This window comes from Streptomyces sp. NEAU-YJ-81, from assembly GCF_017592595.1.
Classification (GTDB): Bacteria; Actinomycetota; Actinomycetes; order Streptomycetales; family Streptomycetaceae; genus Streptomyces; species Streptomyces hygroscopicus_B.
Map to the genome: position 1 here is coordinate 1 of NZ_JAGFNO010000046.1, position 14,355 is coordinate 14,355.

Below are 14,355 nucleotides of genomic sequence, written 5' to 3' on the forward strand. Positions count from 1 at the left end.
CTTCAACCGGCTCAAAGGCTTCCGCGGAATCGCCACCAGATACGACAAGACCGCCACCTCCTACGAAGCAGCGGTCAGCCTCGCGTCATTCCTGCTCTGGGCAAGATCCGTTTGAAGACGGGCCCTAGTGTCGGGGCATGCGTGAGTACTCCGGCAGCGTCTTCCTCGCCGACTGCCCGGCTCGGCTGGCGATCGAGATCATCGCCGACAAGTGGGCGGTGGTCGTGCTGTTCGCGTTGAGCCGGGAATCGTGCAGGCACGGCGAGCTGGTCGACCTGATCGGCGGAATCTCGCGGAAAGTGCTGACCCAGACGCTGCGGCGGTTGCAGGGGTACGGCCTGGTCGACCGCCACGCCGAGGCCGGGAAGGTCGAGTACGTGCTGACGGACTTGGGCCGGACGCTGGTGAAGCCGATCGCCGTACTGACTGAGTGGGCTCACGAGCACGGCGCGGCCGTGGTGGGATTCCAAGAGAGAGGCGCGGCAGCCACCCATCACCACCCGACCAAGTGAGGGCGCCCAGCTGCACGTATCAGCGCCGGGCCATGTGTGGTCCGGGAATGCAGTTATATGTCCGTCACGATGGCTGATGCTGATCACCGTCGCCTGTTGGGGTGACCTTGCGAAGCGGCACGGCCAACGGGTTCGGCGGCCGGGTCGTCGGTACGCACGATGACACCGTCCGGCCAAGCAGCTCGTTGACCTTCACGCGAACAACCTCAGCCGGACGGGAAGGGGCAGCCGTCCCTGTGGATCTGTCCTTGGTGATCGGGATGAGATCAGCCACCGGCAGCGCGGGCTCGTAGCGTTGAGACCAGGAACCGTTGTCTCGCCTGTTGGTGTGCACCAACGGGGGTCGAGGAATCCTCATCTGTCGTGCTGGCGCATCTGAACCTGGAATCGGCCGTGTCAGGCTCGGGGGTGGCCCTCATCCCAGCTTGGCCGCCCGGCCCGCAACGTCCCGATGTGGTGGGAACGGTCGACCAGGTGCGCGATGTCCACGTAGGGGTCGGCGTCGAGCAACAGCGCGTCGGCAACGGATCCGACGGTGATCGTCCCCGGTGTCGTCGCCTGCTGACCGATCTTCTCGGCCGAATGCCGGGTACCGGCCGCCAGGACCGCGGGCAGCGGCAGGCCCGCCTTTGCCAGCAATTGCAGTTCTCGCAGCAGGGCGACGGGTCGCGAGGGCATCAACATGGCCACGTCGCTGCCCGCGGTGATCTTCACTCCCGCGTCGTGCATCAGCGCCAGCGTGCGCATCGCATAGTCGAAACGGATGGTGCAGTCCTGCGGGGAATGCCGGGGGAACTGGCGCCCGTAGACCGGGCGGCTGGTGATCTGCGGGATGTCGTCGTGCGTGGCGAAACCATCATCGACCAACTGCTGCAAATAGCCGGCCTCGCCGTTGTGCGCGATCTGCTCCCAGGTGACCAGGGTGGGGCAGTAATAGGTGTTCGTCTCCGCCAGTAGTGCGGCGACGTCGCGGGCCTCTGCGGTACTACCGGGGTCCTGCGGTTGGAAAGCGTGTTCGATGCCGTCCGCGCCGGACGCCACCGCCTCCTCCAGATCGATGCGTTCGTGGACATGCACGAGTACCTTCTTGCCCTTCTCGTGCGCGGCCGCGACGATGGCTTTGAGGGCGTCGAGGGGCAGCTTGTCCGGAGCGCCGGGCTCGCCGTCGTAGATGCACTTGATGAAGTCGACCTGATCGGCCAGCTCCAGTGCTTGACGATAGGCGACGTCGGCGTTGTCGGTCTGGTAGGCGATGGGGGCACGCGCCGGATCGTCCAGGACCGGCCAGCCCTCCACACCGGTGAACACCGGCCCGGCGAAGAACAACCCGGCAGCGGTGTCGGTGGCCTTGTCGCGGTAGTCGCGGGCGGCGAGCTCGATCTCCAGTGGACCGCCGAGGTCGACGACGCTGGTCACCCCGGCACTCAGGAAGTCGCTGAGTAGCTGGGAGACGTACTTCGCCCGCTCGTTCTCGGGCTTGAAGTAGGCGAGCCCACCCAGATGGGTATGACTCTCCCACAGGCCCGGCACCAGGTAGCCACCCCGCGCGTCGAGCACGGGAGCGCCACCGGTCGCCGGCCGCGCGTCGGCCGCCGGCCGGATGGCGCTGAACCGTCCGTCGGTCACCACCACTTCGGCATCGGCGATCGGGGCGGCCTCCTGCCCGTCGATGACGGTCACGTTGCGAATGATCACGGATATCTCCTGATTTGACGGCCCAACTACATAGGCTCCTATGCTTCGGACTGTATAGGTGCCTATGTAGTTGGTCAATAGGAACCTATATACTTGACGCATGACGCACTCCAGGTTCGGCTCCGCGCCCGCCGCGTTGATCAACATCGCCTCGCGTGCGTTGTCCCGGATCAACGACCGGCGACTGCGGCCGCTGGGGTTGACTTTCGCGCAGATGCCCGTGCTGGCGGCGCTGAGCAAGGCCGACGCGCTCTCCCAGAAGGAATTGGCGGGGCTGGCCCGGATCGAGCAGCCGTCCATGGCCCAACTGCTCGCCCGGATGGACCGCGACGGCCTCATCCGGCGCACCCCCGCCCAGCATGATCGACGGGTCAGCCTGATCTCACTGACCGAGACCGGACTGGAAAAGCTCACACAGGTGCACTCGGCGTTGTTCGAGACCAACGATCAGGCGTTGCGAGGCTTCAGCGCCGAAGAAATCGATCTCCTTGTGGATCTGTTGAGAAGGCTTGTCGCCAATCTCGAGGAGGATCCGGCCGACAGTGCGTCGGATGCCGCAGCGACTGGTCCCGCATTCACCGAGGATCGTGTGCCCGACCACCGGTGCTGATCGGTGGCCTGCCGTGGCGGCCTCGCCGGATCTGCACGCCAGGTACGAGACCGACGCCGGAACGTACGCGACGTGGGCCCACGTGCCTCGTATGCGGGCTGCACGTTCTCCGGCCATGCTCAGCACGTGGCGTCGGCCGGGTAACGAGCGGTAATGTGCGCAGGTGACTGACGTGATCATCCTTCACGGAGCCTGGCACCAGCCCGCTCACTACGCCGAACTTGCCGGTCTGCTGCGCGCCCGGGATCTGTCCGTGGAGGTGCCCGACCTCTACGAGCTGTCGCTCGCCGAGAGCACCGCGAAGGTCGAGGCCATCGTCTCGGGCTCGTCGGAGCCGTCGGTGGTGGTGGGACATTCGTTCGGGGGTGTCACCGCTGGGACGGTGCGTGGTGCTGCCGCGTTGATCTTCCTCAACAGCTGGATTCTCGACGTCGATGAGTCCCCGGCCAAAGTGCTCGCGGAGACGCCTGGCGAGCCCGGCGAGGGGTTGCTCGCGCTGCCGGACGCGGACGGGCGGCTTTGCCTGGACCCGGATGATGCCCGGGCGAAGCTCTACGGCGACGTCGACGAACCGGCGGCCACGCGTGCGGTGGAGTTGCTGCGTCCGGAACCTCCGTCGATCTTCGACGCCACACCTACTCGCGTGAGTTGGCGGGATACCCCGTCGATCTACCTCCGCGGGCAGCAAGACCGGGCCATCGCGACTCCGCTTCCGGACCGCTTCGCCGGGCGTTGCTCTCGCACGGAAATGTGGGACACCAGCCACTCGCCCTACCTGAGCCGCCCGGCCGCCGTGGCCGACCTGATCCAGCGTCAGCGGGCGGGCGACGGCAATTGAGCCCGAACCGAGGTGTCGTTGGCGTGCCCAGGTCAGGAAGTCTCGGGCGGGACAGGTGGATTCGGCCCGGCCGGTGATATCCCGTTGGCGGTGACACTGACCCGCGGCAACCGGTTCCGGCGCGGGTGTTTTCCGCTGGGAGATCCGCGACGACATCCATCAAGTCATCATGTTGTGAGGCAAGAAGATCGTGAGGCGGCTGCGGCTGCGGCTGTCACGGTAAAGGGTAAGCGGGCGGAGGCAAGTTTGGCCGAGCTGCATCGACGGCTGGGGCCGTGCTTTCGGCGGGCGCGGCCGCGTGCCCAAGCTGGGAAGTACATCGGTGCGCTGATGAGTGATCTTCCGCGGAAGAACGGCTGTGACCAAGACCTCGCGTGACCGCACGTGTGCTGACCGCCCCAACCCGACTCCGTGTGACACCGATCTTCCCCACAGCGACGCGCGAGAACACCTCGCTCGATCTCGTCGAGTTCCACGACCGGGCACCATGACACCCATGGGACGCGAGAGCAGCGACGAAGCCGGGTCGCCTGAACTCGGAAACCGGTGCGCCGGGAGTCTGTTACTCCTCGTGTCCACCGGGGCCTCCTCCCTGCCCGTCAGGCTCGGCTCCACGGTCCTCGCCGGGTTCGGGCACGCGCTCGCGTACAGCGGTGCCGCGCGAGCGGTCGACGCGCGGACACCGGCCGGGCAGCGCGGCGGGATCGGGGCCGCGCTGTATCTGCTGTTCTACTGGGGCTCCGGGGTGCCCGCGGTCGCCGTCGGCCCGCTGACCACCTGGATGCCGCTCACCGCGGGGGTGACCGGGCTCGGCTGGGCAGGGGCCGCCCTGACCGTGCTCGCCCTGACGGCCACGTTCTGGTTCTCCTTCCCGGCGCGGCAGCGCCGTACGGAGGCGCGTCCCCCCGGCCGCGTCAGGCGTCGATCACCAGGTCCTCCAGGGGCGTTGAGCAGCACAGCAGGATCTTGTTCCGCGCCACGTCCCCGGGGCGGAGGCCGCCGCCCGGCCGCATGTCGACGGTCCCCTTCTCCAGAGTGGTGACGCACGTACCGCACAGGCCCTGCCCGCAGGAGGAGGGGAGGGTGATGCCCGCCCGGGCCGCGGCCTCCAGCAGGGGCGTACCGGTGTCGCACGCGATCGTGGCCCCGCTGCGGGAGAGGCGGACCGCGAAGCTCGTGTCCCCGGTCGCTTTCACGGCGGCTGGAGCCGGTACCTCGAAGCTCTCCTCGTGGCAGCGGTCCTCCGGGAGCCCCGCCGTGGCCAGCATCCGGCGGACCGCCCGCATGTACCCCTGCGGTCCGCAGGTGAACACCTCGCGCCGGGGCAGATCGGGGGCGATCTGCCGCAGGACGTCGAGTGTGAGACGGCCCCGGTGGCCGTCCCACCGCTCCACCGCCCCGTCGTCCTCGCAGACATGGGCGACCCGGATCTGCGGCGCGGTCGCCGCCATCAGCTCCAGCTCCTGCCGGAACGGGATGTCGTCGGGGGTGCGGGCGCTGTGCACGAAGACCACGTCCGCCGGGGACGCCAGGTCGTACAGGGTCCTGGTCATGGACATCAGCGGCGTGATCCCGCTGCCGCCGGACAGGAAGAGATACGCGGGCGCCGGGTGCCGTGCCGTCGAGAACCCGCCGAGCGGGCCCCGGGCGCGCACCACGTCGCCCGGCGTCAGATGGTCGTGCAGCCAGTTCGAGACCCGGCCGCCGGGCACGCGTTTGACGGTGATCGAGGCGAGGTGCGGACGCGACGGCGGGGAGGAGAGCGTGTAGCAGCGGTCGATCTCCTGGCCGTCGATCTCGAAGGTGAACGTGAGGTACTGCCCCGGTTCGTGCCGGAAGAGAGCGGGTTCAGGCGCTTCGAAGACGAAGGTCTTCATGTCGTGCGTGACGTCGCGGACCTGCCTGCACACCAGTGGGCCGGTCATCGCCGCAGCTCCTCGCGCAGCCGGGCGACGTACCAGCTACAGAACGCCTCGACCTGGTATTCCGTCGGGGCGTACGGGCCGGGTGCGTAGGCCGGACTGGAGACGCCCCGCTGGGCGCGGGCGACCAGGCGCGCGTCCTGCTCGTTCGTGGCCGTCCACACCGCGAGCAGGGTGTCCCGGTCGTAGTCGACGCCCTCCTCGGCGTCCGGGTGGACGAGCCAGGTGGTGCGCAGCAGCGTCTTGTCCGGGCCGAGGGGCAGCGCGCTGAAGGTGATCGCGTGGTCGCCGACCACATGGAACCAGGAGTTGGGTTGCATGTGCAGGGAGAGGTGGCCGAGGCGTGGTGTGGGCAGATCGCCCAGCAGGCGGCGGCAGGCGGCCCGGCCGTCCTTGGTGAAGGACTCGCCGGCGAGGTCGAGCGCGTCGCGCTGGATGCGGAACCCGGTGGTGCGGTGGTCCAGCTCCTCGATGAGCGCGTACGGCAGGCCGAGCCTTTCGTACGTCTCGCGCAACTCGGCGTCGGTCCGCAGATAGCGTTCGTGTGCCGGGCGCAGCGGGGCGGGGATGTCCTCCCCGGCGTAGCCGTAGGTGGGGAAGAACGTGCGCAGCAGCTCGGGGTGGCCGTCGCAGTGGTAGCACTCCCGGTTGTTCTCCATCACCAGCTTCCAGTTGCCGTCCTCGACGAGGTCGGTGCGGGCCGCCACCTTCGCCCGGCGCAGGCCGTGCGGCAGCAGGTACGGTTCGATGCGGGCGGCGACCTCGGTGAAGTCGGCCGGGGGTTGGTCGGCGAGGCAGACGAACACGAGCCCGCCGACGCTGCGCACGTGCACCGTCTTGAGGCCGAAGCAGCCGGGGTCGAAGTCCCCCGGCTGGGAGGGGGCGTACCGGAGCGCGCCGTCCGTTCCGTACGTCCACTTGTGGTAGCCGCAGACCAGGTTGCCGACCGATCCGCGCTCCCCGTCGAGGAGGCGGGCGCCGCGGTGGCGGCACACGTTGTGGAACGCGCGCGGGCTCTCGTCGTCGCCGCGTACGACGATGACCGAGTACGGGCCGATCTCCACCGTGGTGTAGTCGCCCGGCTCGGGGATCTCGGCGTCCACGGCCACGAAGAGCCAGTGGCGGGTGAAGACGGCCGCGATGTCGAGGTCGAAGAACTCCCGGTCGGTGTAGAAGGGCCGTTCCAGGCTGTGGCCGACGACTCGTCGCGCCACCGTGTCCTGAATCCGGGACGTTCCCCGCTCCTCGCGGGGCCTGACGGTGGCCGGCGTTGTCACGATGCTCACGCTGCTCTCCTCTCACATCGGCAGGCACAGGCGCAGTGCGTCGAGCACCGCGGCGTGGATGTTGCGGCTGGTGACGGCGTCCCCGATGCGGAACAACTGGAAGCGGCCCTCGGGGTTGTCGGCTTCCCGCTGTGGTTCACCGGCCAGCAGGGCGGGGTGGTTCACGCGGCCGAGGTTGCGCGACGCGGGGAGCAGGTCCCAGTAGAGGTCCGCGAGGGGCAGCGTTCCGTGTTCCACCACCACGTGGTCCACGATCCGCTCCGCCTCGGTGTCCGCGTACGGGCTGCGCAGCGTGGCCGTCAGACGGCCGTCCTCGGTGCGGCGTACGGACACCAGCCGGTGGGCCAGTGTGGTGCGCACCGTGTGTTCGGCGAAGGCCCGCAGATAGGCGGGCGAGTTCATGCTGCCGACGTCGGGTGCGAGGGTGCGCTCCGGCGTCACGTACTCGATGGGCAGGCCCTTGCGGGCCAGCAGCTCGGTGGCGTCCAGGCCCGGGTAGGCGCCGTTGTCGTCGTAGACCAGCACGTGTCCGCGGGGGCGCAGGGCTCCGCCGAGGACGTCCCACGTGTCGCACACGAGGTCGGCTCCCTCGGTGAGGAAGGAGACGTTGGGCAGTCCGCCGGTGGCGATGAGCACGATGTCGGGGCGTTCCGCGAGGACGTCCTCGGGCTCGGCCGGCGCCCCGAGCCGCAGGTCGACGCCGAGTACCTTGCACTCGTCGACGCGCCAGTTCACGATGCCGAGCAGATCCCGCCTGCGGGTGTTGGAGGCGGCGATGCGTATCTGCCCGCCGGGCAGGTCACCGGCCTCGAACACGACCACCTCATGACCGCGCTCGCCCAGCACCCGGGCCGCCTCCAGCCCGGCGGGCCCGGCGCCCACGATCACGGCCTTCTTCCGTTCGGCCGCGGGGGCGATGGTGTGCGGCAGCCGCAGTTCCCGCCCGGTGGCGGCGTTGTGGACGCACTTGGTGTCCCCGGAGCCGTAGATCGCGTCGAGGCAGTAGCTCGCCCCCACGCACGGCCGGATGCGGTCCTCGTCCCCGGCGGCCACTTTGGCCACGAGGTGGGGGTCGGCGATCTGGGCCCGGGTCATGCCGACCAGGTCGAGCAGCCCCTCCCGCACCGCGTACCGCGCGGTGGCGACGTCGGCGATGCGGGCGGCGTGCATCACCGGCACCTCGATCCGTCGCTTGATCTCGGCGGTGAAGTCGAGGAACGGCGCGGAGGGCATGCCCATCGTCGGGATGGCCTTCGCCAGCGTGGCGTCGCTCTCGATCGAGCCCCGGATGGTGCTGACGAAGTCGATGCCGTCCGCGATGTACGCCCGGACCGCGGTCAGCGCCTCGTCCAGGACCAGCCCGCCGGGCCGGTCCTCGTCCATCATCATGCGGATGCCGACGATGAAGTCGGGCCCGACCGCGGCCCGGATCGCCCGGACCACCCGGCGCGGGAAGGCCATGCGGTGCGCGAGGCTGCCGCCGTATTCGTCGTCCCGGTGGTTCGTCGTCGGGGACAGGAAGCTGTCGAGGAAGTGTCCGTACGACTGGATCTCGATCCCGTCCAGCCCCCCGGCCTCACAGCGGGCGGCCGCGGCCGCGTAGTCCCGTACGACGCGGTCCAGGTCCCACTGCTCGGCCTCCTTGGGGAACGCCCGGTGCGCGGGCTCCCGCACCGGCGACGCGGAGAGCACCGGCAGCCAGTCACCCGTGTAGTTGCTGGTACGCCGCCCCAGGTGCGTGACCTGGCACATGACCGCCGCCCCGGCGTCGTGCACATCGTCGGCCAGCCGCCGGAACCACGGCACCACCTCGTCGCGGTAGAGCAGCAGATTGCCGAAGGACGGCGGACTGTCGGGCGACACCACCGCAGACCCGCCGATCATCGTCAGCCCGACCCCGCCGCGCGCCTTCTCCAGGTGGTACATCCGGTACCGGTCCCGGGGCAGCCCCTCTTCCCCGAACGCCGGTTCATGTGACGTGCTGACCACCCTGTTGCGCAGGGTCAGGCTCTTGATCGTGAAGGGCTGGAGCAGGGGATCCATCGCTCGCGCATGCATGTGGCGCTCCTCCTTGAGCTGGACAAGCCCAGCATGGAGGTGACGCCGGTCACGGACAATCAAACGATCCCTCAGGAAACCATGCGAATCGGCTGCAAGATCGAAGGTGTCATGCCACTTCCCGTGCCGCCGGTGAACTGCTAGCCCGAGCCGGCGATGCCGTGTGCGAGAGCGGTGGTGGCGGCGCCGGAGGGCGGGATGCGGATGGTGGGTGGGTGATGGGTGGCGGGGAGCCACCGGCCCGGTCGGGTTCCGATGGGGGTGAGGATCATGTGGGTGAGGGCTGTCAGCGCGACGCGGAGTCCGGGTTCGGCGTCGGCGTGGTGGGCGCGGTTGGAGGTGGCGAGAAGGACGCGTCCGATGCCGGTGAGCCCTTTGACGGCGTCGTAGATCGCCCACGGGGTGGCTTCCGCGGGGCGGCGCGTTGTTGGTGGTGGCGGGCGAGGGAGGCGGCAGGGCGGAGAGCCAGGCGGTGGCTGCGGGGCAGAACGGTCTGGTGCGGGTCGTGGGACGGGAGGTAGCCGGTACCGATGATCAGGGAAGCGGCCAGGGTTACTGGCCCGGTGTGGATGCCCTCCGCAGACGCCTTGCCCAGCGAACGGGCGGCGGCGTCATTGACCGATCACAGCGGTCACCCGCGCCCTTTCGGATGCTGATGCGCGAACTGTTCGAATGCCCGGGCGGCCGCGCTCGGAGTTCGGTTGTCGGGAACAGCCAGGGAGATCGTCCAGTTGAGCAGGGCGTCGGTGATGGGCAGCGTGGTGAGATCGGCGTGGGGCTCGACGACGCCGCGCGGCAGCAGAGCGATGCCCAGGCCGTGACGGACGAAGTCGGCACCGGCCGTGATGTCGGTGATCTCGATGGTGACGTGACGGTGGATCCCCGCGGTGGTGAACGCGCGGTCGGTCACGGCGCGGTTGCCGTAGCCGGGCGGGAAGTCGATGAATGCCTCGTCGTTCAGTTCGGCCATCGCCGCTTCGGTGCGGTCGGCGAGGCGGTGGTCGGCTGAAACGACGAGGTCCAAGGGAGTGGAGGTGAGCTCTCTCAGCTGCGCGCCGGTCGGCGGGCGGCCCGGGCCCGAGACGAACGCGAGGTCGAGTCTGCCCTCGGTGAGCGCCGTGAGGAGGCCGGGCGAGCCACCGCTCGAGGCCGCGGTGGCGAGGTGCACGGAGACAGCGGGGTACTGGCGGTGGAAGCTCCCCAGCATGGCGGGCAGGTCGATCGGCCCGAGTGAACTCATCGTCCCGATGCGCAAGGTCCCCCGGATGTCGCCGCCGGCCTCATCGACGGCGGCGCGCGCCTCGCGCGCGGCGTCAAGGGCCGCCCGCGCCTTGGGCAGGAGCGCGTGTCCGGTTTCCGTGAGGACGACCCGCCTGGATGTGCGCCACAACAGCTGGGTGCGCAGCTCCCGCTCCAGGGAGGCGATCGTCGCCGACACCGCCGACTGCACGATGTGCAGCCGGGCCGCCGCGCGGGTGAAGCTCGACTCTTCCGCCACCGCGACGAAGCACTCCAGCTGGCGCAGCTCCATGAGCGCAACTATCGCAGATGGCGATGGCTGCGAGCAGAACCATTCGTTGGACGCGATGCGTGGTCCGACGCAGTGTGGACGGTGCCTGCCCCGTCCCCTGGAGGTACCACATGACCATCTTGATCACCGGCTCCCGTGGCGGCATCGGCGCCGGTCTGGTGCACCGCTTGCACACGTCCGGCTATGACGTCCGGGCGGCCAGCCGCGCCCCGGAGAAGGCCGACCCGCCCGCCGGTGTCACAGTCGTCCCGCTCGACCTCGCCGACGCGACGACGTTCGCGCCCGCGCTGGCCGGAGTGAGCAGCATGTTCCTGTACGCCGAGCCGACCGGGATCGATGAGCTCCTGGACGCGGCGGTCTCGGCCGGAGTGCGACGGGTGGTGCTGCTCTCGTCCGACTCGGTGAACCTCCCGAACGCCGAGCACAGCGCCCTGGCCCGCCACCACCTGCTGGTGGAACGGGCGCTGCGCGCCGCGCCCCTCACCTCGACCGTGCTGCGGCCGGGCGGGTTCGCCACCATGACCCTGGGCTGGGCGGAGTCCATCCGGGCGGGAGCGCCGGTCGAGCAGGGATACCCGGAAGCCCGGTTGGATGTCATACACCCCGACGACATCGCCGACGTCGCTGAACTGGCGCTGACCACCCACACACTGGACGACGAGACGATCAGCCTGGGCGGTCCGGAGGTGCTCGGATTCCGTGACCAGGCGCGGATACTCGGGGAGCTGCTGAACCGTGAGATCGAGCTGCGCGAAGCGGCTCCGGAACAGGCTGCCGCGCGCCTGGGCAGCCACGTTCCTGCATCATTGGTCGCGGCGGTGCTGGACTATTGGGCCCAGTTGTCCGATGGGCGGTGCGAGGCGCCGCGTTCCGCCGAGCCGATCACCGGCCGCCCCGGCCGTACGTTCCGTCAGTGGGCCACCGAGAACCTCGCATTGTTCCGGTGACGGGGGTGGGGATACGGACCGCATCGGCGTCCCATCGCGCACTTCGCAGGAGGGGCTGCATCAGCTCGGCACGCTCATCCTCTGACAGCGTGATCTCCACAGCAGAGGGACCCGGACATTAGCCGCGCCCTGCATCATGCGGTGCGGGGCTCGTGTCGTGTGCTGGTTCCGCAGCCCACCTCTGTCTGCCTCCACCCTTCGGACTCCCGCATCCTGATCACCACCGCCCGCCACGGACTCACCACCCAACGGCAGCCTCAGGGGCGGTGCTCAGCGCTCCCGCACCGGCCCGGGCACCGGAAACCCACTCTTGGGGCGGGGGCAACCCGGCCACGCGGTGAGGGCCGCCGGCGGCGCGCGGTACGGCGATCAGTGGTCAGGCGGTTCGTAGTCCGGCCAGTCGAGACGCGGTGGCCCCGCTCGGTGGACGAGGCCCGGCGTTCATCGATCCTGTCGGTTGGAGGGGTGACTGGCGGGCTCGGTGTTTTCGGTGGCGGCCCAGGCGGCGAGGAGTTGTAGGGCGTCGTGGTCGGGGGTATGCGGTGCGGTGCTGTAGGCGGTGAGGGTCAAGCCGGGCTGGGCGGGCAGTTCCATGGTGTCGAAGTCGAGAGTGAGGACGCCGACGGCCGGGTGACGGAAGGACTTACGGCCGGTCTGGTGCAGACGCACGTTGTGTTTGGCCCAGGCGGTGCGGAACTCCTCGCTGCGGGTGACGAGCTCGCCGATGAGTCCGGTCAGCTCGCTGTCGTGCGGTGTGCGTCCGGCCTCGGTGCGCAGCAGGGAGACGGTGGTGTTCAGAGACTCTTCCCAGTCGGGGAAGAAGTCGCGGCCGCGCGGATTGAGGAACTGGAAGCGGGCGATGTTGGCCGTCGGGGTGGTGGGGTCGGGGAAGAGCGGGGAGTAGAGGGCGCGGCCGAGGTGGTTGGTGGCGAGGATGTCCAGGCGTCCGCTGCGGATGAAGGCCGGGGAGTCGGTCATGGAGTGCAGTACGCGCAGGACGCTGTCGGGTAGTGGTCCGCGGACGCGCTTGCGGCGGACGGGGCGTTTGGCGGCGGCGCGTGCCAAGTCGTGAAGGTGGGCGCGTTCGGCGTCATCGAGCTGGAGGGCGTTCGCGACGGCGTCGAGGACTTCCTCCGAGGCTCCGGCGAGGTGCCCGCGCTCCAAGCGGATGTAGTAGTCGATGCTGACGCCGGCGAGGAGGGCGACTTCTTCCCGGCGCAGGCCCGGCACGCGCCGGTTGCCACCGTAGGCGGGCAGGCCCGCCCGCTGGGGGGTGATCTTGGCGCGGCGGGAGGCCAGGAACTCGCGGATGTCGCTCTCGGTACTCACGCATTCCAGGTTAGATCGGGCGGCGCACGCGTGGGGGGCCCTGTCAGTACCTGGTATGACAGACCCTTCTTCCCGCCTTTGAACTGCGGTTTCCTAGATAACGGCAGCGGTCGGGGGTGCCGGACACCTATCGGAATCCGGGCTTGCGGCGGCTGCCGGACGGCCCTGTGTGGCACAGAGTGTTACCGGCCGGTTCGCGGTACTTCCCGCGAGAAGATCGCCGACGAGCGTAAGGCCGGCTGATCCCTCCCGCTGTCTCTCATCTTGATCATCCGCTTGGAGTATTCACCCATCATGAGCAAGGTCTTCCTCATCACCGGCGCCGGACGTGGCCTGGGCGCGGACATCGCCCGCCAGGCCCTCGCCGCCGGCCACCAGGTCGTGGCGACCGGGCGCCGTCCCGAGCGCGTCCTTGAGACGCTGGGCGGCGAGCAGGACGAGCTGCTGGTCGCGGCCCTGGACATCACCGGCCCGGCCGCCGCCGAGACGGCCGTCGAGGCGGCCGTCGACCGCTTCGGCCGGATCGATGTCCTGATCAACAACGCCGCCAACTTCTACGCCGGGTTCTTCGAGGAGCTGTCCGAAGCGCAGGTGCGGGCGCAGATCGAGACGAACCTGTTCGGCCCGATGAACGTCACTCGCGCCGTGCTGCCGGTCATGCGCAAGCAGCGGTCCGGGCACATCATCACGATCTCCTCCCTGGCGGGTGTGGTCGGCGTCGACTTCTGCGTCGCCTACGCGGCGGCGAAGTTCGGCGTCGAGGGCTTCATGGAGTCCCTGCGCCACGACGTCGAGCCGTTCGGGATCCGTACCACGGTCGTCGAGCCGGGCTTCTTCCGCACCGAGCTGCTGGTGGACGCCTCCACCACCTGGGGGGAGCTGTCCATCGACGACTACGCCGAGCGCACCGCCGCCACCAAGAAGACCTGGGAGTCGATGAACGGGCAGCAGGCCGGCGACCCGGCCAAGCTCGCCCTCGCCCTGCTGAAGGTCGCCGACCTGGATCAGCCCCCGCTGCGGTTCGTCGCGGGTGACGACTGCCTCGCCGCCGTCGAGGCCAAGGCCAGGGAACTCCTCGCCCAGGTCGACGCCTCCCGCGAGCTGGGCTCCGGCCTCGCCCACACCGACGCCGCCTGACCCATCCCACAACCCCGCACTCCTGAGAGAGACACCATGGAATTCGTCAAAGAGCGGGCCACTACCAAGGCCCCCGCGGACTGGTTCACCGGCGACGTCTGGTTCGACGTGATCTACGCGGGCAAGGAACCGTCCCGGATGCGCGCCAACATGGTCCGCTTCTCGCCCGGTGCCCGTACCCACTGGCACTCCCACGTGCTGGGCCAGACCCTGCACGTCGTTTCCGGCATCGCCTTGATCGGCACCCGCGACGGCATCGTCTTCGAAGCCCACCCCGGCCAGACCGTCACCTGCCCCCCGAACGAGGAGCACTGGCACGGCGCCACCCCGGACCGCTTCATGGAGCACATCGCCATGTGGGAGGGCAAGGGCGACGGAGTTGCGGAAACCACCTGGAACGAGCCGGTCACCGACGAGCAGTACAACCGCGCCCGCAGCCACTGACCAGGCCCCATCCCCCTTTCCCGGGCCGCCGCGCGCCCGGAGACGG

General features: G+C 69.4%; 13 protein-coding genes and 1 pseudogene. 7 read left to right on the forward strand and 7 right to left on the reverse strand.

Annotated elements, in window-relative coordinates:
• Together J5X86_RS51515 and J5X86_RS45845 are read left to right on the forward strand one after the other, a co-directional pair.
• Positions 1 to 115, forward strand: a pseudogene (locus J5X86_RS51515) (IS5/IS1182 family transposase); the annotation flags it as partial.
• Positions 116 to 137: 22 nt separating this feature from the next.
• A complete protein-coding gene (locus J5X86_RS45845) occupies positions 138 to 512 on the forward strand; it encodes a helix-turn-helix domain-containing protein (protein ID WP_208522547.1) in 375 nt (124 codons plus the stop codon).
• Positions 513 to 908: 396 nt separating this feature from the next.
• Here the strand turns inward: J5X86_RS45845 and J5X86_RS45850 are convergent, their stop codons facing one another.
• The gene (locus J5X86_RS45850) at positions 909 to 2,192 is read right to left on the reverse strand and encodes an amidohydrolase family protein (RefSeq protein ID WP_208522548.1); all 1,284 of its coding nucleotides are present in this window, start codon (positions 2,190 to 2,192) and stop codon (positions 909 to 911) included.
• Between the two features lie 115 nt (positions 2,193 to 2,307).
• On the opposite strand from J5X86_RS45850, the gene J5X86_RS45855 reads away from it, so the two are divergent.
• Both J5X86_RS45855 and J5X86_RS45860 read left to right on the forward strand, forming a co-directional pair.
• Complete coding sequence (locus J5X86_RS45855) at positions 2,308 to 2,817, forward strand: MarR family winged helix-turn-helix transcriptional regulator (protein WP_208522549.1); 510 nt, start codon at positions 2,308 to 2,310, stop codon at positions 2,815 to 2,817.
• Between the two features lie 163 nt (positions 2,818 to 2,980).
• A complete protein-coding gene (locus tag J5X86_RS45860) occupies positions 2,981 to 3,655 on the forward strand; it encodes an alpha/beta hydrolase (protein WP_208522550.1) in 675 nt (224 codons plus the stop codon).
• A gap of 729 nt (positions 3,656 to 4,384) precedes the next feature.
• Here the strand turns inward: J5X86_RS45860 and J5X86_RS52275 are convergent.
• From J5X86_RS52275 to J5X86_RS45880, 5 genes are all read right to left on the reverse strand, one after another.
• Positions 4,385 to 4,510: a hypothetical protein gene (locus tag J5X86_RS52275; protein WP_279595780.1), complete on the reverse strand. Its 126-nt coding sequence runs from the start codon at positions 4,508 to 4,510 to the stop codon at positions 4,385 to 4,387.
• A 59-nt stretch (positions 4,511 to 4,569) separates the two neighbouring features.
• Positions 4,570 to 5,580: a hybrid-cluster NAD(P)-dependent oxidoreductase gene (locus tag J5X86_RS45865; RefSeq protein ID WP_208522551.1), complete on the reverse strand. Its 1,011-nt coding sequence runs from the start codon at positions 5,578 to 5,580 to the stop codon at positions 4,570 to 4,572.
• Positions 5,577 to 6,863: an aromatic ring-hydroxylating dioxygenase subunit alpha gene (locus tag J5X86_RS45870; RefSeq protein WP_308124933.1), complete on the reverse strand. Its 1,287-nt coding sequence runs from the start codon at positions 6,861 to 6,863 to the stop codon at positions 5,577 to 5,579. The genes J5X86_RS45865 and J5X86_RS45870 overlap by 4 nt, the downstream gene beginning before the upstream one ends.
• A 12-nt stretch (positions 6,864 to 6,875) precedes the next feature.
• Entirely contained in the window at positions 6,876 to 8,921 is a 2,046-nt protein-coding gene (locus J5X86_RS45875) for an NADH:flavin oxidoreductase (protein WP_208522552.1), read from the reverse strand.
• A 631-nt stretch (positions 8,922 to 9,552) separates the two neighbouring features.
• On the reverse strand, positions 9,553 to 10,452 hold the full coding sequence (locus J5X86_RS45880; RefSeq protein WP_208522553.1) for a LysR family transcriptional regulator: 900 nt from the start codon (positions 10,450 to 10,452) through the stop codon (positions 9,553 to 9,555).
• A gap of 110 nt (positions 10,453 to 10,562) precedes the next feature.
• Between J5X86_RS45880 and J5X86_RS45885 the strand changes: the two genes are divergently transcribed.
• Positions 10,563 to 11,399, forward strand: a complete 837-nt coding sequence (locus J5X86_RS45885) for an NAD(P)H-binding protein (protein WP_208522554.1) — start codon at positions 10,563 to 10,565, stop codon at positions 11,397 to 11,399.
• Between the two features lie 441 nt (positions 11,400 to 11,840).
• Here the strand turns inward: J5X86_RS45885 and J5X86_RS45890 are convergent, their stop codons facing one another.
• Positions 11,841 to 12,728, reverse strand: a complete 888-nt coding sequence (locus J5X86_RS45890; protein ID WP_208522555.1) for a helix-turn-helix transcriptional regulator — start codon at positions 12,726 to 12,728, stop codon at positions 11,841 to 11,843.
• A 294-nt stretch (positions 12,729 to 13,022) separates the two neighbouring features.
• Between J5X86_RS45890 and J5X86_RS45895 the strand changes: the two genes are divergently transcribed.
• Both J5X86_RS45895 and J5X86_RS45900 read left to right on the forward strand, forming a co-directional pair.
• The gene (locus J5X86_RS45895) at positions 13,023 to 13,865 is read left to right on the forward strand and encodes an SDR family oxidoreductase (RefSeq protein ID WP_208522556.1); all 843 of its coding nucleotides are present in this window, start codon (positions 13,023 to 13,025) and stop codon (positions 13,863 to 13,865) included.
• 36 nt (positions 13,866 to 13,901) lie between these two features.
• A complete protein-coding gene (locus tag J5X86_RS45900; RefSeq protein WP_119994044.1) occupies positions 13,902 to 14,309 on the forward strand; it encodes a cupin domain-containing protein in 408 nt (135 codons plus the stop codon).
• Positions 14,310 to 14,355 lie beyond the last annotated feature (46 nt).